Annotated in this window: 18 protein-coding genes; 2 read left to right on the top strand and 16 right to left on the bottom strand. The window is 64.4% G+C overall.

Annotated features, from left to right (window positions below):
• Positions 1–475 precede the first annotated feature (475 nt).
• The 7 genes from AC3RCE_RS10280 to AC3RCE_RS10250 all read right to left on the bottom strand — a co-directional run bounded on the left by AC3RCE_RS10280 (position 476) and on the right by AC3RCE_RS10250 (position 11,322).
• Positions 476–766, bottom strand: a complete 291-nt coding sequence (locus AC3RCE_RS10280; RefSeq protein ID WP_492255106.1) for a hypothetical protein — start codon at positions 764–766, stop codon at positions 476–478.
• Positions 767–802: 36 nt separating this feature from the next.
• Complete coding sequence (locus AC3RCE_RS10275; protein ID WP_492255105.1) at positions 803–1,273, bottom strand: hypothetical protein; 471 nt, start codon at positions 1,271–1,273, stop codon at positions 803–805.
• Between the two features lie 118 nt (positions 1,274–1,391).
• Positions 1,392–1,922: a lysozyme gene (locus tag AC3RCE_RS10270; protein WP_492255104.1), complete on the bottom strand. Its 531-nt coding sequence runs from the start codon at positions 1,920–1,922 to the stop codon at positions 1,392–1,394.
• Complete coding sequence (locus AC3RCE_RS10265; RefSeq protein ID WP_492255103.1) at positions 1,919–2,233, bottom strand: hypothetical protein; 315 nt, start codon at positions 2,231–2,233, stop codon at positions 1,919–1,921. Before AC3RCE_RS10265 ends, AC3RCE_RS10270 begins: the two co-directional genes overlap by 4 nt.
• 180 nt (positions 2,234–2,413) lie before the next feature.
• Entirely contained in the window at positions 2,414–2,692 is a 279-nt protein-coding gene (locus AC3RCE_RS10260) for a hypothetical protein (RefSeq protein WP_492255102.1), read from the bottom strand.
• Between the two features lie 8 nt (positions 2,693–2,700).
• Complete coding sequence (locus AC3RCE_RS10255) at positions 2,701–9,822, bottom strand: LPD38 domain-containing protein (protein ID WP_492255101.1); 7,122 nt, start codon at positions 9,820–9,822, stop codon at positions 2,701–2,703.
• Between the two features lie 9 nt (positions 9,823–9,831).
• Complete coding sequence (locus AC3RCE_RS10250; RefSeq protein ID WP_492255100.1) at positions 9,832–11,322, bottom strand: hypothetical protein; 1,491 nt, start codon at positions 11,320–11,322, stop codon at positions 9,832–9,834.
• 404 nt (positions 11,323–11,726) lie between these two features.
• Between AC3RCE_RS10250 and AC3RCE_RS10245 the strand changes: the two genes are divergently transcribed.
• Together AC3RCE_RS10245 and AC3RCE_RS10240 are read left to right on the top strand one after the other, a co-directional pair.
• The gene (locus AC3RCE_RS10245; protein ID WP_492255099.1) at positions 11,727–12,257 is read left to right on the top strand and encodes a DUF1353 domain-containing protein; all 531 of its coding nucleotides are present in this window, start codon (positions 11,727–11,729) and stop codon (positions 12,255–12,257) included.
• Between the two features lie 85 nt (positions 12,258–12,342).
• Entirely contained in the window at positions 12,343–13,218 is an 876-nt protein-coding gene (locus tag AC3RCE_RS10240; protein ID WP_492255098.1) for a hypothetical protein, read from the top strand.
• 100 nt (positions 13,219–13,318) lie between these two features.
• On the opposite strand, the gene AC3RCE_RS10235 is transcribed toward AC3RCE_RS10240, so the two are convergent.
• From AC3RCE_RS10235 to AC3RCE_RS10195, 9 genes are all read right to left on the bottom strand, one after another.
• On the bottom strand, positions 13,319–14,452 hold the full coding sequence (locus AC3RCE_RS10235; protein WP_492255097.1) for a tail fiber domain-containing protein: 1,134 nt from the start codon (positions 14,450–14,452) through the stop codon (positions 13,319–13,321).
• Between the two features lie 9 nt (positions 14,453–14,461).
• Positions 14,462–15,061: a GNAT family N-acetyltransferase gene (locus AC3RCE_RS10230; protein ID WP_492255096.1), complete on the bottom strand. Its 600-nt coding sequence runs from the start codon at positions 15,059–15,061 to the stop codon at positions 14,462–14,464.
• A 63-nt stretch (positions 15,062–15,124) separates the two neighbouring features.
• Positions 15,125–15,535, bottom strand: a complete 411-nt coding sequence (locus AC3RCE_RS10225; protein ID WP_492255095.1) for a tail fiber assembly protein — start codon at positions 15,533–15,535, stop codon at positions 15,125–15,127.
• Positions 15,532–17,301, bottom strand: a complete 1,770-nt coding sequence (locus AC3RCE_RS10220) for a phage tail tip fiber protein (protein ID WP_492255094.1) — start codon at positions 17,299–17,301, stop codon at positions 15,532–15,534. The genes AC3RCE_RS10225 and AC3RCE_RS10220 overlap by 4 nt, the downstream gene beginning before the upstream one ends.
• The gene (locus AC3RCE_RS10215) at positions 17,298–20,102 is read right to left on the bottom strand and encodes a hypothetical protein (RefSeq protein WP_492255093.1); all 2,805 of its coding nucleotides are present in this window, start codon (positions 20,100–20,102) and stop codon (positions 17,298–17,300) included. Before AC3RCE_RS10215 ends, AC3RCE_RS10220 begins: the two co-directional genes overlap by 4 nt.
• A 1-nt stretch (position 20,103) precedes the next feature.
• Positions 20,104–20,706, bottom strand: coding sequence for a DUF4376 domain-containing protein (locus tag AC3RCE_RS10210; RefSeq protein WP_492255092.1), 603 nt, complete (start codon positions 20,704–20,706; stop codon positions 20,104–20,106).
• Positions 20,706–21,221, bottom strand: coding sequence for a hypothetical protein (locus AC3RCE_RS10205; RefSeq protein WP_492255091.1), 516 nt, complete (start codon positions 21,219–21,221; stop codon positions 20,706–20,708). The genes AC3RCE_RS10210 and AC3RCE_RS10205 overlap by 1 nt, the downstream gene beginning before the upstream one ends.
• Positions 21,221–22,717 carry a hypothetical protein gene (locus tag AC3RCE_RS10200; protein ID WP_492255090.1) on the bottom strand — a complete coding sequence of 499 codons (1,497 nt, stop codon included), beginning with the start codon at positions 22,715–22,717 and terminating at the stop codon, positions 21,221–21,223. The genes AC3RCE_RS10205 and AC3RCE_RS10200 overlap by 1 nt, the downstream gene beginning before the upstream one ends.
• Position 22,718: 1 nt before the next feature.
• Entirely contained in the window at positions 22,719–22,994 is a 276-nt protein-coding gene (locus tag AC3RCE_RS10195; protein ID WP_492255089.1) for a phage fiber-tail adaptor protein, read from the bottom strand.
• Between the last annotated feature and the right edge of the window lie 4 nt (positions 22,995–22,998).

Genomic DNA, 22,998 nt, shown 5'->3' with positions numbered 1-22,998 from the left:
ACAAAAAAGCCGCCCAGTGGAGGCGGCTTAATTTGATCAGGAACCCAAAAAACAGGGTCCTCAAGAATCCCGAAAACCCGAAGTCTGGTTCACTTCAGAAGGAAACTTGGTAGGCGCGATTGGACTCGAACCTAGTTTTGCGGGGATTCGAGGGGGCTAGAGGGATGTCCTTGCACCTAACTCCCTGGGGATCAATCCCCTACACGCCCCCTAAATCCCCCTATTCGTCCCAAGATTCGCCCCAAATCTTGCTTGGTAGTTACGCAATGGAGAATGCAGGTGCTGTAAATTCATACAGTGCAATTCTTTGTCTTCCGCATGCGCCACAACGGCGCCAGAATCGCCGGCGCCGACCCTGAGCTGCGGCGCGGCGTGCGCGGCTGCCCTGGGCCCGCGGCGGGCAACAGCTGGCCACCGGCCGCGATATCGTCGCCCCGGATCTTCGCCAAGATGCCGTTGTCCGCGCCGAACTCAATCATTTCAGCCTGCTCACTGGAGGAAGCGCCACCGTGGCCACGCCGCCCGGCGAGCGCGGCGCCAGCCAGAACACCCACAGGCCTTTGAGCCAAGCCAGCAGGCAGACGACAGCTACGACGAATACCCCCCACTGCCCGCTATCCCACGTTGCCCAGAACCAGAAGGGCTGGCTCGCCAGCCCCAAGATGCAGGCCCAGCGCTGAAACCGCACGCTGCGGCTCTGCGATAGCCAGATGGCAGTCGGACCCAACAGGGCTATCGCGGTCTGGACGAATTGGTCGAAGGGCATCCCCAGATTGTGCACCACTGGATAAATACACAGCAATCACCTGGGCAGTGCTACCGGCCAGGCTTCCCGATGGGTTCGGACATCACTTGCGTGCCCATCAGCTTTTTCGACCATCCCTCCATACGCGGCGCGGCAGTCTTGGAATACGGCTCCGAGGGCAGTGGCGTACTCAAGGACGGCGGCGGGGGGAGCTGCAGCGAGTCGGCGGGCGGCTTCGGCGGATTGGTCCCGCAGGCCGTCAGAGACAAGGCGCAGATGGTCAATTTCAGTGCGCAAAAGCGTTTCACGAGTACGGGCAGCATTCAGGGACTCCTGGTAGGTGGTGGTGATGGCGCGCTCCTCGGCGCGGGCTTCCTTGACGGCCTGGAGCTTTTCGCCCGCGGCCTGCACCTTGGCGCCGGCCATTTCCAGCCGGACGCTGGCCACGGCGGCATCCATGCGCGCGTCCTGGTAGAACCAGGCGGCCAGGGCCGCGACGATGGCGGCGATCAGATGGGTGTAGATCACTGACTTCTCCCGTCGAGCCAGTCGCGCAGCGCACTGCGACGCCACTTCCCGCGCACGCGCAGACCTGCTTCCCACACGATGAACAGCAAGGTGCCGGCCCACTTCAGGGCCCAGTCCCTCACCGCGCACCCCCGGTGTTCCAGCGCACGGTGCCTTCGATGCACAGCTGGTATTCCTTCCAGCGGCGGTTGAAGAGGCCCTGGCTGTAGGCGCCCCCGGCCCTCACCCACTGCAGCATGGCCAGGCATGCCCCGCCCTCGTCGCCCGCGTTGAAGCGGCGCACCAGGGTGGACTTGCGGCCGGACTTGAGCCAGCACCAGCCATCGGCCTTGCCCGGAGCGCCCAGGCCGGTGTTCACGGCCATGAGCGTCCAGCCGTCGTACTGGCCCTGCGTGGGCTCCCGGTCCAGGCAATCGAGCACGCCCTGGCCGAAAACCTCTGTGTGGCGCTTGAGCGTGACGCGCGCCTCGGGCTCGGTGACCGCCTTGCCGGGCACCACGCCATGGGTGTTGCCGTAGCCGTCGGTCCACACCCCCGCGATGTCCTTGTACGGGAGGGCTATGAAGCCCTCCAAGGCCATCAACAGCACGAACGCCCCGGCGCTCAGCGAGCGGCGGGGGTTGTCGCGGATGTATTGGCCGACCGTCATTCGTCGGCTCCCAGCGCGCCCAGGTCGGTTTCCACGGGCCGGCCGCGGCGACGGTCTTCCTGGCGCTCTTGATCGCGGCGCGCGTCGCGGCGCCACTTCCACACGAGGTAGCCGGCCTGCAGGGCGACGAACGCGATGGAAGCCAACACCAGCCAGTCGCTGAGCGGCAATCCCGCCATCCGGGCCCCGCCGGCTGCAGCCGCCCCGGGCGTGGCCTGATACGCGGCCGTGGCCAGGTCGTGCTTTTGCTCAGCGCTCAGATGCTGGTGGATGCCCAGCAGGGCGAGCAGGGTTGCGAGACGTTTGCTCATGCGCCCCTCCACTCGCGAAGTGGGCGCACCGAACCAAAGGCCGCGAAAGCCCAAGAAATGGATCCGGGTCCGGCCGGTACCGTGGTTTGAGAAGGCATGGGGCTCCTTAATGGAGCCGCGAGCCCAGGTAGGTGTGTGCGGGGGATTGTCTGCGGCGCGCCTTCGGCGCCGCAAGGGGGGTCAGTCCTCGCGCCACGGAGCCGGCGGCGTCAGCTCCTCCCTTTTCCGAGCGCGCACCTTCAGCAGTGAGTACATCCTATCGATGGCAAGCCAAAGCACCTCCTCTCTGGCTTCCTCCATATCTTCTGAAAACCTCTTCGCATTCATGTGCACTGTCACCTCCACATGATCTTCTTCTGGATCGTCTGCCAGCCGCAGCGTCAAAGCACGCTTTTTGGTGGTGCTGTAGGTGACCTTCAAAAGTTCATTGTGCATGCCCGAAGTGTCCAGCATCTTCACCAGTCTCCCTAGTTCTCAATGGCAGCGAATTCCTTGCTCCCCGTGTTCCCACGCAGGCGCTGGGCGATCGTAGGCCGCCTGCCGGACTCCTCAATGTCCTTGATGGCCTCGTTCAGCGTACGCATCTGCTCCAGACGAGCTTGGTCAATCTGCTGAAGGGCCTCTCGATCGTCCACTGTCGTTACAGCCAACTTGTTGAGCTTGGCAATGCTGGCGTGCACTTTGTTGCCCGCCTGGATCGCAGCGACCTCAGGATGATCTTTGAGAATCCGCTCCGCTGTCTCGGCATCCCCCGCTTTCTGCGCTGATTTCAGTGCCCCCTCCAGGCGCTCTAGGCGCCGCGTGGAGTCGAAGTAGCGCGACCGCGCCACCTGGTCCTGGTCCACGCGCCCACCGAAGCGGCTGGCAAGTGGGATCTGTGCAAACTTCACTTCCTCGCCTCTTGCGGCGGCCGTGCTGGCATTGATGATCCTCTCCAGCTCCCGGAGCACACCTCCCCCTGCGGTCTGCGCGATGTAGCGCACACGTTCTGGCGTAGGGCTGACTGCGCCGGCCTCGTGCTCGGACCCACCGCTCATCCGATTCAATGCCTTGCTGATCCCCAAGTAAGCCTGGCCAGTCGTGCTGCGCAGCGTGCTCTCACGGGCCCTTGATGCACCGGGGCGCGGGTCCTTGTCGCCACCGATCGACTCCTTCTCGATCTGGTTTCCTGCGAAATTTTTGTTGAAGCCCAATTCGATGAAGGGGTCGGCGACAGTCGGAGCGATGGTACGCAACGCACCATCCATGGTGAACACGTTGCCACCGCCCAGTGGGTTGAGCGCACCGGCGATCTCTCCAACCGCATCAAAGACCTTCTTCCCAGCATCTTTACGATCGCCGATGACAAGATCCGCGAGCACACGACCGGTGTTTGGCAAGACGTGCAGGCCCAGCGGTAGCGGAATAGCTGCGTACTTCTTTTCGCCGAAGGGCGAAGGGATGATGAGCGCCCGCGCCTTGGTGAACTCCTGTAGCTCATCATCATCGAAACCGGCCATGGCGAGAATCAGCGCCTGGGCCACGCCCAAAGCCAGCCCTCCAGCAACGATCTTGGCGCCATCCGGGCCACGCAAGGCGCGAATGGTGCGTTCCGTCCCCTGCAGACTGGCATTGAGGAATGCATAAAGCGGCCCAAGCTCTCGACCTGTGCGCCCCTTGCGGTTGAAATCCACAGTCAGTTCCCTGGCCAAGCGCGCGGCCTCCGGCCTGCTGATGCCGCGGTCCAGTGCGATCTTGTAGGCAGACAACCGCACGGCGTTCTCCATCACCGTGTTGAAGCCATCGAGCAGCTTCAGCGAAACACGCGCTGCGTTCATGGGCGTTAGCCGCCCCTCCTTCTCCAGAAGAGAGAGTTGCCGCTCCACCTCGGAAGCACGCTCACCCCCATCGCGGAAAAGGTCGCGAAACCCGGTCTGCCCGCCATCGTCCTGAAACTGAGCGAACAACTTGCTCCACTCTGTATCCTGGGTACCACGCAAAGTCTTGCCGATTCCCACAAGAGCCTCCGGCACGTTGCCCAGCAGTTTCATGCTACTGCCCCTGAGGGGCGTGCTAGAGAGATTGACAGCGCCTCCCAGCGTATCGCGCACAAAGTTGACAACGCCAAATGCTGGGTTGTACTGGGTGTTGACCGCCGCAAGCCAGCGCGTGGTCTTCCCGACGATGCTGTTGGCCAGATCAATGTTCGTCAGGCCATCCGCGCCCTTCAGCGACGCGGCCATTCGAACAGCGTTCGGGTCCTGCTCATTCAAGAGCAGCACCCGGTTCTCGCCGTGAACCTTGAGGGTGATCGCAGTCGGCAGGCTGCGGTACATGGGATTGATCCGCTCCACCACCTTGTTCGTAACGGGGTCCACCGTGGTGATCGTGGGCACACCACGCATGCCCGCCTCCGCAACCAATGGATCAACGCCCATTCGCTTCAGGTCTTCTTCGATCTGTGCAGCCTGGCTCGTAGGTCGAATGGTCACCCAAAAATCAGGATTCGGGTTCGACAGCGCAAGCCCATACAGCGCTACTTTGACCCGATTTCCCTCTGCCTTGCCGATCGCTGCCTCTCGCTGCATCAACACATGGGCCAGGATGTTTACTGCCTGCTTCTCGCTCCCTGTTGCGCGCTTGTGCACCGTCATCCGGCCGAACTCGACATCTTCGCGGAACATGGGCACATAGGTCTTGTAGGCAGCCTCCCAAGCAGCGATTGTTTCGGCCTTTTCCAGCCCCTCCGCAACCATCAATGACCGAGTGCCCTTGGTGATCTGGTCGACCTTCTCGGCCAACTGTTCCAGTTGATGGCGGCGGGCTTCAGGTATCTCCGCAATGTACTTTTGCGCCGCGGCCGTGGTGAGCAATAACCCCTGGCTGTTGGCTCCTGCGCCGCCGTCTGGCATATCGGGATTTACCTTGGCAATCTGGTCGTTTCGCTCGGGCGCAGCCCGCGCCTGCAGGTAGTCCCCCAACTCCACCTGACTCACTTTCATGCGCGCCATGACGCGCAGCAGCGGCAGGGCCTCCCGCTCCATGAAGGTCTGAGTTCGCCGCGCCACCCGCCCGGACTGCAGCGTCTCAGCCAGCCGAGCGTCGAATCGCTCATCAATCCGGTTGCCGGCCTGCTCGATGGCTTCCTGAGTCCTCTTGATGTCGATACGACCATCCTGGAACTCGTAGATAGCGCGATCGACCTTCGCCTTGAGATTGCCCAGATCAGGACGCTCCCAGGGTGTGGGGGCGTGCTCGGCCCGTTGTAGGGCCTCCTCGTACTTCTTTTTGGCGAGTGCGCGCGCCGCATCACGAGCAGGCGCGTCCGCCGTGGCCTCATACTCTTCCTGGATTTGCTTCAGGCGATCCTGATAACCGGCGCGCGCCTTCTCAGCCCGGTCAGAGGCGAGCCCTGCAGCGTGCTCTTGCCGGGCCTCGCTCAGGCCGGCGTCGCTGCCTGCCCGGCTGTAGAAGATGCGAGTTTTTCGCTCTTCGCGCGAGCCAATCTGGCCTGTAGATCCGTCACTTCGTAGCCCGGCGCGTGCCGCGCTCGCCAAGTCCAGTACGCTTCCACGCTCGGGAACTCCTGCGCTTCCAACGGGGGATTGGGATTGGAGGTGACGAAATAGTGCAGCTCGCGCAATAGTGCGCCAACCTGCCTGTCCCGTGCTTCCATCGCTGCTATCTTGTCCGCGTTTTTCCCGGATGGATCGAGCCAGTCCGTCAGCCAGTCTTCCCCTTGGTAGGACTCGGCCGTTATTGGCGTTGTAGAAGCTTCCATCTCGGTACTCGATCAGTTTGGACTGTGGAAATGCATTATCCAGCGCCTTTACGCTGGCGGCAATCATCCGCTCCACGTTACCCACGTCATCGCCATACACCCAGCGCAGCGCGGGCACGCCGTGGCCGCCGCGCGTCTGGTCCGGGTGCGGTGCCAGGTGCGCCGTGGTGCCGAACTTGAGCGCACTGGAAATCATCTGCTCCAGCCGACGGCGCAGTGCATCTTTGCTCAGGCCGTAGGGGTCACCAATAAAAATGCGGCCGGTGTTGTGCGCGTAGGTCGCGGCGATGTTGTACATCTTGGCGCCAAAGTCCCCCTTCTTGAAGTCAGCCACATTGATCCACACATCGCCAGTGGGCGGCAAGTCCTCTGGGTTCTCCCCCGGCCGGCCGGCCACCGCTTCTGGCCCCTCGTCGGTATAGATCATGTCGTATACCTGCATGCCGTAGGGGCTCGGGTCGCGCACCGACAAGGTGGCTTCCGACTTGTCCGGCATGGTCAGGGTGTACTCCACGCGGCCAGCCACGCTCTTTGGCTTGCTCACCTTGATCTCTGGGTCGTTGTCCGCCGAGATCCCCTCCACCGTGTCCTTATCGGACTTTGGCAGGGCAAACAGTTCATCGGCCTTGGAGAACTCCGCCAGCGCTTTCTTGCCCGCGTCCTGCTCGATGCTGAAGGCGGGCTGGAACGCCTCGCGCGGAGCGGCCGGTGCCGGGCCCGCGGCGCGGCCGCGCTCCACCCAGCCGCGCGCGGGCAGCAGGTAGTTGGCGATGATCTCGCCGTCCGTCATGCCCAGGTTCTTGAACCCAGGCATGTGGGCGCGCAGCCACTGCCGGATGGCGGCGATGGCGCGGCGCACGTAGCCGATGTCCGGTCGCTTCTGTGCCCACTCGGCCAGCACCTCCTCCGCAGCGATCAGGCGGTCCTCGCGCGAATTCACGTCCAGGCCGTACTCCTCGGCCTTCTCCTTGATCTCAGCGCGGCGCAGCGCGGCGATCTGCTCAAGGATGGGCGTCAGGGCATCGCCAAAGACGCCGCGCAGGCCGGCGTGCCCCAGCGCTTCGTGGAACAGCGTGATGGCCGCGTGAGGCGCTGTTGGAAGCTGATCGGCGATCAGGTACACCGTGCCGTCGTAGAACACACCGCGCGGGGCGCCTCCCTTGGTCTGCGAGTTGCGGCGATCGCGCTCATCCCGCACGCCCGCCGGGACTTCGGGGGAATCGATGCTCTCCACCACCTTGATGCGCGGGGCGTTCTTCCAGCGCGATGTCCACTGGTCAACTTCCTTCTGCACCTGTTCCACGGACAAGCCGCGGCGGGGAGCCTTCGTCTTCGCGGTCGCCGAAAACGCAGGCGCCGTCTCGTGGCCTGTACCTGCCGATTTTGCTATCGAATTTATAGCATTTTGCGCTTGCTCATCAAGCGGTAGAGGCCGTTTTTCATCACCGTGTTTCTGTTGCTCGGAGGCCGGGGGGGAATCAGGGTTGTTCTTCTCCTTGGAAACAGTGTCGAAATCACCGCCAGCGCTTGATGCGTCTGCGTCTGCAGCTACAGTTTCGGTAGTGGACTGTGCGAGGGGCGGAGGCGTGTCGGGCGCATCTTTGTGTTGTTGCACAGAGGCGGCGCTACCGGTCGCGCCCTCCCCCGCCGTGGAACTGGGGAACTCATGCGCCAGCTTCACCAAGTCGGCAATGGGCGCGTCCAGGCGGATCACCTTTACCTCGTCGCTGGCATCTCGTGCCGCGAGCCACTGATGATGGCCGTCCAGCACATGGCCCTCGCGCGAGACCAGGATGGAGCGGTTGCCCCCCTCGAAGGCCTTAGCCCTTTCCACCCGCTCGCCGCTGAACTCCGCCTGCGTGGGCTTCAGGTCCCGGGCCCGCACCGCCTCCTCCTGGTGAGCCACGCCGCGCGCGTTCATGAAGTTCACCATGGCGCCGCGGTGCTCAGCCTTGATCTGGGGCATGCCCGCGCGAGGAATGCCCAGCGTGCCGCTGTCCTTGTGGAACTCGGTCCACCCATCGCCAAGGTCGCGGACGGCCAGATCGGGCTGGGTCGGCGCAGGCGTAGCACGAACCACGAAACCACCCGTCACCGGTGCAACCTCATGTCCGTTACCGGCTTTCTCGGCCGCTTTGATCGCCGCATAGCGCACGGTAAACGGCTTGCCGAGCCGGTTCATGATGTCGCCATCCTGAACCCCTGCATCGGCACGCTCCTTCGCCACACGGCGTTGCCCAATCTCCTCTGCAATCTGCTGCCGAATCGCGGGCACCCGCGACTGCCGGTGTGCATCCTTGAGCGCATGATCAGTCCAACTCTGCAGATCCGCCACACTGGAAATTTCTCCAGTCTCCATGTCTACCTGGGCCTTGGACACGCGGCCGCCACTCGATTCCGCCGCATCCATCGGTGCTCCAGCAGTTTCGGGCAAGGCCTCCGCTTCGCTCGTCAGCTCACTGGGATTTGCAGACGATGCCAATCCCTCATCAGCCGCAGGCTGCTCTGCTGGCAGCAGCGCTTCTTCCACACTTTCAACAGCGGGCGGCTGCACAGCGTCCTGTTGAGCCTCCAGGGCCGCCACGGCATCCATCGCAGGGATCGCACCGCCGTCATCTGCAGCAATCGACTCTGCAGGGCTAGGCTCCACCAACGTCTGCGGCTCCACGATCGATGCCCGCACCTCGGGATTCGCACCTGTCACACTCACTGCCTGCGCGATGGCGCGCGTCAGGGGTCCAGATGGTTCTGGTGGGGGAGCTGCACTCACGGCTTGCCCCACCGCGTTCACGCCGCCGCCAACGACAGCGCCCAACGTCCCGGCCACCGCAGCGCGCTTCGCCGCATGCTGGGCATCAAATGCAGCACCAGTGCCCACCGTCTCCCCGGTGTACTGCCCGGCCTCTTCCCCGATCTCCTGAGCCCCCTCCTTCAGCATAGATTTGGGAATCGCCATAGCGCCCCGTTCGGCTGCAGCGGCGCCTGGCTGGCGCGACAGCAGCTTCGCCACCAGAGCCTCTGCCGCCCCTCCGGTAAGGCGCCCAGCAAGGTATGTCGCAGGCGCGGTGATGGCTGCCCCGAGGTAAGCCTGATCTTGTTCCCCGCCCTTGTCACGGATAGTGCTGTAGGTGTCGGCGGCGTTTTGAGCAACCGTCGTTCCAATCGCCGCTCCTTCACGCGCAGCGTTCGCCCGGGCCAGTAGCTGGGCTTCCGTCATCGCTGCAGCCGCACGCCCCCCTTGAGCCACTCTCCCAGCCGCGCCAGCCGCCGCTGCGGGTAGTGCCATGCTGCCGATGGTGGGGAGTACCTGATCAGCCAAGGCGCCTTTGTTGGCCGCGATGACCTCTGTGGCGGACACATTAGGGTCCGCCATGTCTTGTCCGAACTTCTTGCGTTGAAGCGCCGCACGCTCCGAGCCGACGACATCACGAATCGCACGCATCCCACCTTCGGCGGCATCGCTCAGCCCCTTGCCGACCGTATCTCCAGTTGCGAGCCGCGCAAGATCCACAACTCCCTTCACAGCGGTCGGGCCAATCTGCAGAGCACCTGCCGCGACATCCCGTGCCACGGACCCGACGGATGCGGCCGGGATGTCGGCGTCCTTGACACGGCCGGCATACTCGGTTCGCTTGCTATCCAATGGCTGGGGGGCATCCAACCGCCTCGGATCTCTTGCGCTCCCGCGACCGCCGCCCGCACCGCGCCAAGCGCGCGCGGAAGTAACGGTCTCCTGTGGGGATTCTTCAGCCTGGTCAAGCTCTCCCGTGAAATCTACATAGCCGCCAGACGGCGCGTCCAACTCTCCCGTGAAATCTTCGTATGCCACGGCGTTCCCCTATTTCGACACCACACGACGACCATCCGGCAATTCGTACACCGGCTTGCCACCAGACGTGCCGATCTGTTTGGCGCCATCCGGCAGTTTCTGCAGCGCAGCTGCTCTAGCAGGCGGGCTTTCGGCCCCCTTGCGCGCCACCTGCGCACCACCCCCACCGCCCAGCCGCTTCAACTCGCGCTCCAGGCCATCCACATCCTCTGTGCGGCCGGAGGCACGGGCCTTTTGAAGCTCGCTCTGGATGATGGTGATGCGCTCGTTATGCGTTTGCTCCGAATCCCATGCTGGTCGACTTCCCTGTTCTACGCCATTGGCACCAACGCGCGCTGCAATGGGCTGGGCCGGGGGCTGCGAGTTCGCGAGCAGGCCTTGATAGGCCTTGCGATCCTCCGCGAGCGCCGTGATGGAGTCGCGCAGCGCCTGCATTTCCTCATGCTGCGGCGTCCCAGGCTTTGCGCGTGCATAGGTGATGTCTTTCTGTAGCGCAGACAGCACCTTCTGAGATTCCGTAATGCGACGGCTGGTTTCTCCCAGCAGGCTGGTGTATCGGATGCGCTCTTCACGCCCCACCTTGTCAGCACCAGCGGTGGATGCGGCCATAGCCTTCGCTGCTTGGGCTTCGCGCAATGCAATGCTGGCTTCCACCAGGCGCCCCGAGGCCTCCAGCTGCTTCGCCTTGAGTTCGAGGGCTGCAACGCCCGCGGCGTGCTTCGCTTCCGAGTCGCCACCGCGGCGCGACAGCTCCAGCTGTTTCTCATACGGGAGCATCGCCAACGAAGCTACGTGCGAATTGATGGTGGTAGGCACCTCTTTGCCATCCGCATCCACGCGGTTGAAAGTCAGGTCATACGTCTGCACCTTGCCAACCCCAGGAAGGTCCAGCTCGCGCGGGGACATGGAAACATCGCCTTGGATGTTGTACTGGCCGGAGCCTTTCAAGGCGGCCACTGCCCCGTCCTTGTCACCCGCCCGGAAAAGTCTCAGCCCATCCAGCACCCCGGATTCCTTGAGCTTGCTCGCCTTCTCGGCAAGTTGCATCTGATCCATCTGGACTTGGTTCGCCTTGTCCACCTGGCCTGCATTCCGGTAGGCCGTGACAACGCGCTGATTCATCGCCTCGGGCTTGTTGTACGCATCGGCCACAGCTTGGGCGGCCTCTTTCGAGTCTTGAGCTTGGTTGAAACCACCCAAAGCAACTGTGCGGTACTTCAGCGGTGCGGCTGGTTCGCCGCCTGCCTGCAACGCAATCGGGGCAGGAGGCCCCATGCTCTGGTCGCCAAGCTCGCCCTCCACGACCTGAGCTTGGCCAGCCCCGTTCTTCAACGCATCGTCCAACTTGGCCTGGGTATCCCACTGCTTACGCTGCTGAGCGCGCTGCTCGCGTTGGAACGCCCGCTCCTCATCGCGGGACGTCTTCCCATCGTTGGCGTCCAACTGCTTCATGTAGCCCGCCCCGGCGCCAGCCAAGAATGCAAGTACACCGTTTGCCATAGTGGCTCCTCGTTCGAGCCCTGTTGCGTCTTGCAATGGGCGCCAGCGGCGTCATGCGCTGGCAAATGTTCCCGATGATGCTGTCCGATGAGAGGGAAATAAAGGGGGGTCGAGAAAGCAGAGCTGGCACCGCGCAAGCCCTCCAGGCACTAATGTGCTTGTGTGATTCTCAGCCTCCTTCTACTATGGCTCCAGGAGGAGGAATACAAATGAAAAACTGCCGAAAGTCGTCTCCCATTTGCGCCGCGATGTGCGCGCTTGCTTCCTTATTGGCTTGTCCTGCGCAGGCGCAGGTGGAACCACCTGCCGCCCCCCCGCCATTCGTGCCACCCCCTGCTGCAGCTCCGCCATCTGTCCCTGTGTACCCCGACGCTCACAATCGCTATTGGGTTCTGTTGGAAGACATGCGTTACAGAATCGGCGACACCAACGATTACATCGTTGTGCCTGCGGGATTTGTTACCGACTACGCAAGTATTCCGAGAGGATTGTGGAGTTTTGGCCTCGCCCCGCATGGTCCGTACAGCCGAGCGGCCCTGATCCACGACTATCTGTACTGGAGTCAAGGATGCACAAAGAACCAAGCTGACAACCTTCTTCTGATTGCGATGAAGGAAAGTCATGTCGGCGATTTTGATGAGCTGGTTGTCTTCAAAGGTGTGCAGATTGGCGGGCAGCCCTCGTGGGACGCTAACGCACGCGAACTGCAAGGTGGAATGCCAAGAATCGTACCCAAGAAGATGCGGCATATCCCACCGAACGTCACTTGGACCGACTACCGCGTCGAACTCGCCAAAACTGGAGTGCGAGACCCCTCTTTCCCAAAATCCCCCGCCTACTGCGTCCACGGCAACTCCAAGAATGTGCCTGGGGGTGCAAAGACAAAGCTATTCGCGCAATCTCGAATCGTCCCTGCGGGGAATCCAGAGCGTTGATCAAACCAGAAATTTAATCGACTACCTCAAAGATTTCGAAATTCCCAAGCAAATGTAATATTTTGGCAGTACCAAAAAATTAACATTGACCAGCTGGAACAAGCCTGCAAAAAATTCAGGAGGCTCTCTCATGTTTAGTTCATGCTCAAAGCTGTCACTCATGGCGACGCTTTTATTAACCGTTGTACAAGCGCAGTCGCATGAATGCGACTCGATCCTAAGTCAAGGAATTCGAAATACATATAGAGATCTTCAAAGCTCCGATTTCCGCAATCAGTTCAGCAACAAATATTGCAACCAGAATCAGCAGACACAGAGCAGTGGCAACAGCACTGGAGTTGGCATCGGCTACAAGGTATTTAGTTTCGATTTTGACAACAGCAACAGTTCTTCATCCAGCACCCGGGCGTCAAACTGCGGCGAATCAAACGGGCTCAATTCTGATCAGAAATATGTCAATGCCATGCGAGATGTTGCCGATCCTCGCATCGTTGAGGCATGGCAGACCTGTATGAGCAATACTACAGGATTGCAGATTCTGGGTGAATTGAATGGCAGTTCTATCGTCGTTAAATACGTTTTTAGGTCAGCAGGTGCAGTAGCTCGCACAAGCCTAACAACAGACGTCAGAGTTCGCGGCGCCCATTGTGAAGACCCGATTCGGGCTGGGACCGTCATCAACACGGGTGGCTTAGTTCAATTGTGTACGAGGAACGGCTCCGACGAAGTGACCATCGTCGCGAACAGTGACTTTGCACCCGCTATGCTATTTATTCCGGCACCACGACAAATTAAGGAAAACACAGCAGCGCGTCGTGAATCCGCTCCGGACGAGTTCACGCGGAATTTTTGCGCAAATTGGAGGGGACCGGGAGTTCCCGTGATGTGTGGCGGCACTGATACCCTACCGGGGGCTACGCCATTGCCCGGAAGCGTCACTCCACTTCCAGGCGCTAGGTAGGCACGCTGGGGCGACTCGAAATCTATGTCCAGGACAAGGGTGAATGAAACAGTTTTGTACGCAGACTTGAAACAAGCCTTACATATAGAGCTTTGAATACCTACGCAGCCTGCCCTGCAGCGACAGACTCAAGGCGCTTTACTTTATTGTTTAGTCCTTGTATAGCAGCCATCACTAAGCCAGTTGCATCGCCAATATCGATCTGTTTCCCACCTGGCGCAACAGCGTCACCAGCCGTCTTCTGCAGATCCTGGGCCATGGGGCCCATGTGCTCCCGGCCACCGTCGCTGGCCTGTGATCCGTCCTTGTATCGCCACATGGCCACGGGAGTATTGACGATGGCATCAAGCGCATTGTCCGGGGATGCTGGTTGCACATCCTCTTTCAAATCCCGATCAGACCAGCGGGCGAGCGCCCCGCCCGCGACCGATCCGACCGCGCTCCACAACCCACTGTTGTTGCTCGCCTGCGCCTGGGTGGAGGCGATGTTCGTGTACAGATTCCCCGCCGCCGCACTACCCTGGATCGCCGCGCCGTACCCGGCAGCCATCTGCGCATTGCCCTGGTTCATCGGCGTCAGGCTGTTGATCGCATTGCTCGCGCTCGAGTTACCTGCCTGCAGCGCGATGTTGGCGCTGGTCGCCTGGTTGCTGGCCAGGCCCCGGCCCAAGTTGGCGGCATCCATGCGGCGGGCATAGCCCTGCGTCTCGACGTTGCGGCGCGCGGACGAGTCAGCGCCAGCCAGCAGCGCGGCCTTGCCCAGGGCCATCTGGTTCCCCAGCGCCAGCGCCTTGCCCGAGTTGGGGTTCACGCCCATGCGTTGCTGTCCGCGCACCGCAGCCGCCTGGGACGCATCCACCGCCATCGTCACATCGGCTTTCGCGGCAGCGGACTCCGACGCCCGGCGCTCGGCCGTGTCGTAGTTCTCGGCCTCGGCGACGATCTTCTGCTCCAGCGGGCGGAAGGTGCCACGCTGGTAGTTGTAGTAGTCCTGGGCGATCGCATCGTTCTGCCGCATCGATGCCAGCTGCGCGTCCGACACCGCACCAGCCCGCGCCGCCGCGGCCTCGCGCGCCGGCCGCTCCTGCTCGTAGATCTGCTTGGCCCACTCCAGCTGCTCCTTGGACAGCTCGGCCGTGGACACAGCCGCCGCATTCGCGCCACTCATGTCCGGAGCATCGGCGCATTGCAGCATGTGCCCGCGTGCGCGTTGTTTGAAGCGAAGAAGGTCCATCGGAATCCCCTATTTCAGAAATTTCACCAGCTCTGTCGCCACGGGCGTCCAGCCCAGGAACTCCAGCAGCTTGTCGGTCTTGTTGACCATCTTGGTGGAAGCACGCAGCTCCAGCACCCCCAGTTCTCGCATGCTCTCCTCCATGAACTGCAGCATGCGCACCGCCGCGCGGCCTTTGCGGAATTCGGGCAGCAGGTACAACGTGTCCTCGCTGGCAAACCGCGTCCCCGTGTGCCGGCTCGTGCGCAGGTACATCCGCAGGTTGCCCACCAGCCGGCCCTCATGGCGCGCAGTGAACTGCACCAGGGTGCCGCGGCGCTCCTCCTCCAGCCCTGCCTCGATGTCAGGCGCCAACGGCAATCCGTGGCGGTGCTTTTCGGTTTCCTCGAAATGCGAACGGTGCAACGCGTCCAGCTCGGGAAGAATGTCGGCCAGGCGCTCTGCGCGCAACACCAGGGATCCGCAACGCCGCTCACCGAACCGCGCGGGATCAAACGGACTCCATTGGGCCTCCTCGATGGAGCGCACGTCGCGCACGATCTGGCGCGCGACTTCTACCGTCAGCTCTTTGCCGATGTGCTTGGCCAGTGCGATCGCGAGAACTTGCATTGATGACTCCGTGGGCCGCATGGATGGTAGGCAGGCGCAGTGAATAATTCCAGGGGGGTCCACTCAGGCCGGCGCCACCGGCCAAGCAATCGCAAAGGGGTCGCCCTGCTGGGTGATGTCCCGCAGCGCCTGCCGATAGGCGGCCCAGGTCTCCCTGGTGCCCAGCGGCACGTCCGGTAGCTGCGTCCAGTCAGTGGCCGCAATGCGCGCATCGCGCTCGGCCCGCACCGCCGTCCAGGCCGCGCCCTCGTCACCCACCCACCGGCCGGCCCTGTGGTCGAACTGGTGGTGCGGGCTGGGCCGGGGGGGCAACGGAACCAGTTCGCCCGCGGCGGACCGGTACTGCGTGCGGTAGTCGGCCCGCCCTTCGGCGATGGTGGCGCCCGTCACCGCCTGCAGCTCCAGGTGATCGTCCGGGCAGGTGCCCGTCATCACGATGCGCCCGCTGGGCTCGTAGGCGTAGAAGTGCTTCATCGCTTGACCCCAAGAACCGTGATGCCGCAGGTGCTGTCACCGGTCGGCATGCTGGTGTAAATAGAGAATGTGTGCGTCCCGGCCGGCAGGGACACGAAGCTGGACATAGCCCCCAGCGTGCCCGCGATGGGAGTGGCCACCTGCAGCGCCCCACCGTTGACCACCAGATACCAGGGGAAGGAATTGCGCCCATCCCCCTGCGTGAAGGTGCCGATGACCATGTAGGCCGCAGCAACGCTGGATGACACCGACACGGCCGCCGAATAGGGCCCGCTGGCTCCGCTGGGCACCGTCACCGCATTGCCCGCGATGTTGATGGTGTCCACCGCATTGATGGCGTTGGCCGTGAGCGTGCCGCTGAACGTGCCCGAAGCGGCAAGCAGCGCTCCGGTGAAAGTGCCGGTTGCGGCCTGCAGCGCCCCCCGGAAGCTGCCCGTGGCAGCCTGCAGCGCGCCGCTGAACGTGCCATTGCCGTTCACCGTGAGCTGCAGTCCGTCCCAGGTCAGCGCCGCGCCCAGCGAGAACCGGCCATCGCGCCCCAGGTAGAAGCCCGGCCCCTGCCCGTACTCTCCGGTGCGCAGGCCCTGACCATCGATCAGGATGCCCGCGATCTCGCCATAGGAGGCATACACCCCGCCACGCACCACCACCTGCCGGAATTCAGCCGTGCCATCGCCATTGATGCGCCAGCCCTGATTGCCCCCCACCGAGTAGGTGCTGCTCTGGATGTACTGCCCCACGGCGATGGAGCCCGCGCGGATCTTGTTCGCGCTCAGGAAGGCGATCTTGGCGTCATCGATGGCCGCATTGGCGATCTTGGCATTGGTGATCGTGCCGTTCTTGATGAACCCATCTTCGATGTAGACCCCGGCGGGCACGTTCACGCCATTGATGACCGTGGGCGTGGTCTGCACGATGAAGGGCCGCGTGCTGCTGATCCCGCCATTGGAGGCAGGCGCCCCCACGTAGAAGCGGTTCGCCAGCACTCCGAAATCAATGCTGGGCCCCCGCCCCTCCTCGTTCGAGCCCATGATCCCGTAGCCGCCGATCAGCCTCTTGCCATCGGCGGCCACCTGCACGCGCACGCCGTACTGGGTGGACAGGTAGCTGATGCCCTCCGACGAATCATCGATCTGCTGGGACAGCTCCTTGTTCAGGGCCGACTGGGTGATCTGCCCATTCAGCGCGTCCAGCAGCCGCTGCACATCCTCGCCCGTGCGCGCCTGCAGGCCATTGAGCCCGCCCGCGGGCGTCACCGACTCCACGCCGTCCAGCGTGCGCCAAGTGATCCACATGTGCCAGATCGTGGCCGGGTCGGACGGGTAGGCATACACCTCCCCCTGGAAGTCAGCGAGCTTCACCGCCTCGGCGAAGGTGGGCAGCGGGTCGCCCTCATTGCGCTTGGTGCCGTAGAGCACCGTGCGGTCGTGCCCGCGCCCCTGGGGATAGACGGGCGGATCGTGCTCCACGAAGACATTCGTGATGCCCGCGGCCAGCGCGAACCCGGTGGGCGTGGGCGGCGGCGTCAGGTCCTCGTCCTCCTCGTCGGTGCCCTGCGGGCGCGGAATGCGCGGGCCGGGCTCCAGGATGCGGCCGCCCGAGCCGGGCGCCGTATCGATCAGCCCCAGATCCTTGAGGTGGCGCACCGTGAGGCCCATGTCCAACGGGTCGCCCGTGCGGCCCATGTAGACCTGCATCGTCTCGCGCATGCGGGCCTCGAAATTCGGGCTGCCCGGCGAGGGCAGATCCAGTCGCTTGTCCTTCATAGCTGCGCCAGCTCCTTCATCGTCGTGGCCAGCAGCACCGCCTGCACGCCCACCTCGGCCGCGCCGGCGGGCGTGGCCACCTCCACCTGCCAGTCCATGGACTGGAAACCCGCGGGCAAACGAAACGGCTCCCGGCTGGAGACGGTCTTGGTGAAACGCAGGATGTTCGGCGCGCGCGCCGACAGCTTCCCAGGCTGCGCCGCGACCCGGGCGGCCACCACGTCCTCGGGCAGCCCCACCGCATCCACATGCAGGGTGACCGGGTAGCCGGTAGCCACCACCTCGGCGCACGCGAAGTTCACCGGACGGGTCTGGCGCAGCACCTTGCTACGAAACCGCGCCGCCATCCAGGATGCCCCGGCCTCCCATTTCAGGATCCGGTTGCCGCGCAGCACATAGAGCTGATCCTGCAGGCTGTCGAAGTACGCGGCATCGAACCCCTCGTCCATGAAGAACACACCGCCACCGGCCGGGCTCACCATGAACCCCTGGCGCGGCGCGCCCGGCGCTGGCTCGTAGCTGCCGTGGTACAGGCCCTCGTACATCTGGCCAATGATGGTCTGGGGCCGCAGGGCCAGCCAGTCCTCGCGGGTCATCACGCCCGCCGTCAGGATGCGTGCCCCGCCCTCGCCGTACCAGCACAGCCCGTCGTTGGACGCCCAGGCCACCCCATTGCCCATGCTCACCACCGAGCGCGGCGCGATACAGCCCTGCGGCACCTCCTGCGGCGCCTGGTCCAGCGACTCGGGGGAAGAGCCATAGACCAGCAGCGGCCGCCCTGTGGTCAGCACCAGCAGGTTCTGGCCGAACACCCCCAGCGCCACGGGCGTGCCGTCCGGCGGCACCGCGTCGTACTCAATGGGCCAGGCATAGGGCGTGTAGGCCTCGCAAAAACGCACCGAACGGCCCACGATGCCCGCGAGCATGCCGTTCCACATCGGCGTGAGGCATGACAGGTTGGGCTCCGTGTGGTTGTCCGCGCCCCCGCGGGGCACGCCCGGGGCCGTGATCCAGGTCTTGGTCGCCAGCACTTCAGCCACGTCGCGGCCGTCATCGGTCAACGTGGCCGCCGTGATGGCCGCTTCCAGCAGGAAGAAGAAATCAGCGTTGCCGCTGGTGCCCGCCTGCGTGCGGTACACCCGGATGCGGTTGATGTTGTAGTTGTTCCCGCTGGGCGGCGCCGCGATGTTGCTGATGACGGTCGATTCCTTCACCGTGCGCTCCACGGCATCGCTCACCGGGCTGGGCGCGCTCTCCCAGCCCCAGTCGTTCACATAGGTGTAGACGTAGTAATACTCGAACACCTCCCGCTTCTTGGCCGCATAGAGCGTCGCCACCAGCGGCTCGCTGTAGACATCGGAGGTGGTCGGGATGATCTTCTTGATGGTGATGGCGGAGGTCGTTCCGGCATCGGTGGTCTCGATGCGCAGTTGCGGGGCGCCCCCCGCGTCCACCTCGTCGGTCAGCTTCAGACCCGAGACAGGCGCAAGCGCTCCCTTGAGCGAAGTAGCGGTCACCGCGGGCGGGTAGGTGCCCGACCCCGCCGTCAGCGTGACCAGCACGGGCGCGGCGCTGTTCACGGTCACCTGCCACTTGTCGCCCGGCGCCGCGTTGGCGGCGAGCCAGGCCTTGCCCACCACCAGCGCGGCCGCCTTGGGCGGATTGCGGGTGATGGTGATGGTCTGGGCCGCCGTCGTGGCGCCCATGACGATCCAGATGCCGCTGGCCTGGCCGTAGCTGACCGAGCCCTCCCCTTCGGCGCCACTGTTGCTGCTGGGGGGAACATAGACCTGATCGCTGGACGAGACGCCGGCGGCCGTCAGCGCGGCCACGATGCTGGCCTTGGAATTGCCGGTGAGCTTCACCGACCAGCGCTGCACCCCCGCCACCAGGCCGGCCAGCGTGTCCCCCGCCGCGAGCGTGGCCAGGGACGCCTCCGGCACGAACAGACTGTAGCTGGCCGTCGTCACCGCCTGCACCGAATACAGCGTGGCACCGCCGCCCGCGCCGCTGGCGCCGCCCGCGGCCGACAGCAAGGGGGCCAGCGTGGTCGCGCCGGCGTCGTAGTTCGTCTTGGTGCCGCTCACGCTCACCACATCCCAGGTCACGCCCACGCTATCGCCGATCACCCACACCCCGCCGGGGATCTGATCGTCATCGCTGTCCGCCACATAGGCGCGCAGGCCGTCCATCGCGTTGAACTGGGCCGCGAACGACTCGGGCGTCACATCGCCACCGGCGCCTGCGGCAACCGTGGCCGGCTGGGGAGGCAACCCCTTGACCCGCACCACATAGCGGTGCCCGGCCACCATCGCGCGGATGTTGGCCTCGGGGTAGCCGATCCGGTACTTGCCCACGTCCGGGTCCACCTCGCCCGCGCTCACCGTGAGCGATGGCTTGGTGGTGGGCGCGGGCAACCCCAGCGGCCGGTGCACCGTGGGGTTCAGGGTCGGGCTCGCCGACGACAGCGCCAGGTTGTCGGTCACCTTGGGATAGCCGTCGCCCGTGTACAGCGTGCGCTCGGAGGTGTCCTCGACATCGAAGCCCCGCGCCACATGCACTACCGATGCCCAGGACAACCAGTAGGTGGTGTCGCTCGCGCTGTCGCGCCCCATGCGGTAGATGGTCTGGCGCTGCGTCTGCGAGGGCGTGAGCAACACCTGCAGGGGATCGCGCCAGCCACGCAGGTCCCCGCGGCCGGGCTTCTGGTTGCGCGAAACAACGCCCTGCCCCTCGGGCAGCAGCTTGGGCTCCAGTGCCCGGTTCTCCCCAGCGAACGCGGTGATGGCGATGGCGGTCATGTCAGCCCGCACCCACGGGCCAGCCCGCCTCGATGTCGTAGGCCAGCAGCGCCTGGGCGTCCGCGGCCGCCGCGATGGCGGCGTGGTGCGCACGCTCCGCGCTGAAACACGCCTGCACATGCAGCGCGATCGCGGCTGCGATGGCCTGCAGCTCCTGCAGCGTCAGCGTCACCCATCCGCTCGCGGCCTTGAAGTCCACGGTGGCGACACCTGCCGCCTGGGCGTTGGCTACCACGCTCGTGATGCGGTTCTGGTCATCAATGGCCGTGCCCACGCTCAAGCCGCCCGCGAGGGCGATGCCCCCCGTCTCGTGCTCCCAGCGCAGAGTGGTCACGGCCGCCGTCAGGCTGGCGCGCAGCTCGGCAAGGGGCATGGGCGCCACCACCCAGCGCCGCACCCACACCCCGCCCTGCTGCTCGATGGCGCCCGGCTCCAGGGTGTGGGTGAGGTGGTTGAACGCAGGGCGGTCATCGCCCAGGCTGAACAGCCCGGCAGCGTTGCGCTGGTCCTCGTCCGCCAGATCCCCAAACGAGGTGTTCGGATAGGCTGCGCGAAAGTGCGACAGGGAGGCAAACTCCCGTGCCGTGGTGGGTTCGTAGAACATCAGAAGTTCTCTCCAAAAAAGAGCACGTTGGCGCCGGAGGGCAGAACCCAGTCCACCACCATCGTCGCGTTGTCCAGGAAGTGGGTCACGGCACCAGCCGTCGTCTGGCTGATGCGAACCACCAGCGTGGCCACGTCTGCCATCGAGGCAGCTCCGAGCGGGTTCGTGGGGCCGCCCCAGGAATGCACGGTGTCCGTGGTCAGACCGTTGATGGGCGACTGCCCGCCCCCGCCCATTGCCACGCCCGCGGCGGTGCCCGGCGCACCCATCACATTCGGGCCGAGCGCGGTGGCCGACACCCGATATTCGACCTGCAGCAAGACGCCGACGACGATGGCCCCGACCGGGATCAGGGCCGCCGCATTGGTGTCGTAGGTGAAATACCGGTTCCCCGTCACGCCGGGGGCGACCGAGGCATAGGCGTTGTTCGATACCAGCCCGTTGGCCGGGCTCGTCCAAAGGTTGTTGGAGTAGGCCCCGGTGTTGATCGACAGGGTGAGCGTGGACGATGGCATTACGACCCCACCTTGGAGGCGGCCAGGAACGCGGCGGCGCCGTTCCAGTGGATCGACACCACCGTATAGCTGTTGGCCGTCGTGCTGATCGCCGGCGCGGTGGCGCTCCCGACGTACACCACGGTGACGCCAGCCCAGGTCACCGTGCGCCCGCCCGTGGCGTCCTGGGCCAGCATCAGCTGATAGTTGCCGACCCCGGGAAAGCTCAGGGTGATCGTGGAATTCGCCGTGAGGCCCACGACCTGCTTTTGCCCGTTGGCAAAGTCGATGGAGAAATTGCCACCTTGGTTGCCCGCATGGAACTGGGTGAACGTCACGGCGCGGCCAACGCGCGTCATGCCGCCATTCGGGTTCAACGCCAGATCAAAGTTCGAGGCGTGGTCTGCCGCCAGACGCGGCTGGATGAAACACGCACCGCTGCTGTAGGTGCCGAGATCCAGCGCCACCGACGAGTTCTGGATCCGCGCGCTCACGCCCGTCACGGCGGTACCCGTGGCTGTCGGGTCTCCCGGATTGGTCGCATAGGCGTGCAGCACCGTCAGCGGCGCAATCCCAAGGCCGATGCTGTTGTTGAACCGCTGCGCCGCGCTCCAGGTGTTGGCCACGTTCAGCAAGGGCACGGCATCGCCCGAGGCGCCCGTGTTCTTGTCGGCGGCCGTGCCCAGGGTCTTCCAGCCCAGGTCGAAGTCCGTGAGCGACACCTTGTAGAGCACCTGCCCGACCGCGCCGCCGTCGATGGCTCCCGCCACCGCGCCCAGCACCAGCTTGTCGGCCGCTGCCATGAACCCGGCTGCGGCGGTGGTGGCGTTCGCGTGCGCCGCGCCGCCCGCCCCGAAATGGTCGGTGATCTGCTTTTGCAGCTTGCCCAGGGCGACCAGCACCGTGTCGGCGGCCGCAATGGCCGCGTTCGTGGCGGTGGACAGTCCCGTGAGGGTGGCCGCGCGCACGTCGGTGAAGAAGTCGCGCCAGGTCTTGTCCCCGCGCAGGTACTGCGAGGCGGCGCCCGCGGCAATCGCCGGCTCCTTCTCGCCGTCCAGTTCCTGGAGCGCGGCCTGCACGTCCGTGGCAGCAATGCCGCCCGCCGGCGTGACCTGGATGGCCGAGGCCGGCGTGCCCGAGGCATCGCTGGTCTGGGCGAAGTTCTCCACGCCGCCCTTGGTCAGCCGCAGCGCCAAATGGTCGCCGCTCACGTAGGCCTGTGCGGTCGTGCCTTCCTGCGCGCGCAGCACGGTGATGCGGCATTCGCCCGGCGTGGCGTTGTTCACGCCGGTCACACGCATGATCTCGATGTTGGACTCCACCGTCCCGGAGCGCTTGGACGCCGTGAGCACGTAGAAATCCCCTCCCGCGGGGTTCACCAGCGTCCCCGAGGCGCCATCCGAGATGCGCAGCACCCCATAGTCCAGCTCCGTGGCGGGCGTCCCGGAGGTGGGCGCGTCCTTGACCGGCGCGATGAACCAGGTCTCGAAGTTGTTGAGGAAGAGTTGCTTGGCCATGTCACTTGTCCTTGATCCGTACCGCCAGTTCCACTTCCTTGGCGCGCCCATCGTTGGTATAGGCCACCACGGTGACCTTGTAGGCGGCTCCGTCCACGCCGTCCTGCACCCACACCTTCACGCGCGGGTGCTGGATGGCGTAGTTCACCGTCAGGCCCACGGCGGGCTCCACCGTGACCTGGGCCGAAGTCACCGTGTCATCAGGCGGGAACCACTCGCCGAAGTCGATGTCGTAGTCGCGCACGTCGCGCGGCTGCTGCTCAATGCGATATGCCACCGCG

The sequence above is a fragment of the Acidovorax sp. GW823-FHT05D11 genome (genome assembly GCF_058795695.1).
The sequence above is the reverse complement of the archived record's forward strand: the minus strand, read 5'-3'. Positions and strand labels throughout refer to the sequence as shown.

Coding starts and splice junctions, on each gene's coding strand:
- AC3RCE_RS10280 (WP_492255106.1), bottom strand. CDS start 766: ATGCCCTTCGACCAATTCGTCCAGACCGCGATAGCCCTGTTGGGTCCG.
- AC3RCE_RS10270 (WP_492255104.1), bottom strand. CDS start 1,922: ATGACGGTCGGCCAATACATCCGCGACAACCCCCGCCGCTCGCTGAGC.
- AC3RCE_RS10265 (WP_492255103.1), bottom strand. CDS start 2,233: ATGAGCAAACGTCTCGCAACCCTGCTCGCCCTGCTGGGCATCCACCAG.
- AC3RCE_RS10250 (WP_492255100.1), bottom strand. CDS start 11,322: ATGGCAAACGGTGTACTTGCATTCTTGGCTGGCGCCGGGGCGGGCTAC.
- AC3RCE_RS10245 (WP_492255099.1), top strand. CDS start 11,727: ATGCGTTACAGAATCGGCGACACCAACGATTACATCGTTGTGCCTGCG.
- AC3RCE_RS10235 (WP_492255097.1), bottom strand. CDS start 14,452: ATGGACCTTCTTCGCTTCAAACAACGCGCACGCGGGCACATGCTGCAA.
- AC3RCE_RS10230 (WP_492255096.1), bottom strand. CDS start 15,061: ATGCAAGTTCTCGCGATCGCACTGGCCAAGCACATCGGCAAAGAGCTG.
- AC3RCE_RS10225 (WP_492255095.1), bottom strand. CDS start 15,535: ATGAAGCACTTCTACGCCTACGAGCCCAGCGGGCGCATCGTGATGACG.
- AC3RCE_RS10220 (WP_492255094.1), bottom strand. CDS start 17,301: ATGAAGGACAAGCGACTGGATCTGCCCTCGCCGGGCAGCCCGAATTTC.
- AC3RCE_RS10215 (WP_492255093.1), bottom strand. CDS start 20,102: ATGACCGCCATCGCCATCACCGCGTTCGCTGGGGAGAACCGGGCACTG.
- AC3RCE_RS10210 (WP_492255092.1), bottom strand. CDS start 20,706: ATGTTCTACGAACCCACCACGGCACGGGAGTTTGCCTCCCTGTCGCAC.
- AC3RCE_RS10205 (WP_492255091.1), bottom strand. CDS start 21,221: ATGCCATCGTCCACGCTCACCCTGTCGATCAACACCGGGGCCTACTCC.
- AC3RCE_RS10200 (WP_492255090.1), bottom strand. CDS start 22,717: ATGGCCAAGCAACTCTTCCTCAACAACTTCGAGACCTGGTTCATCGCG.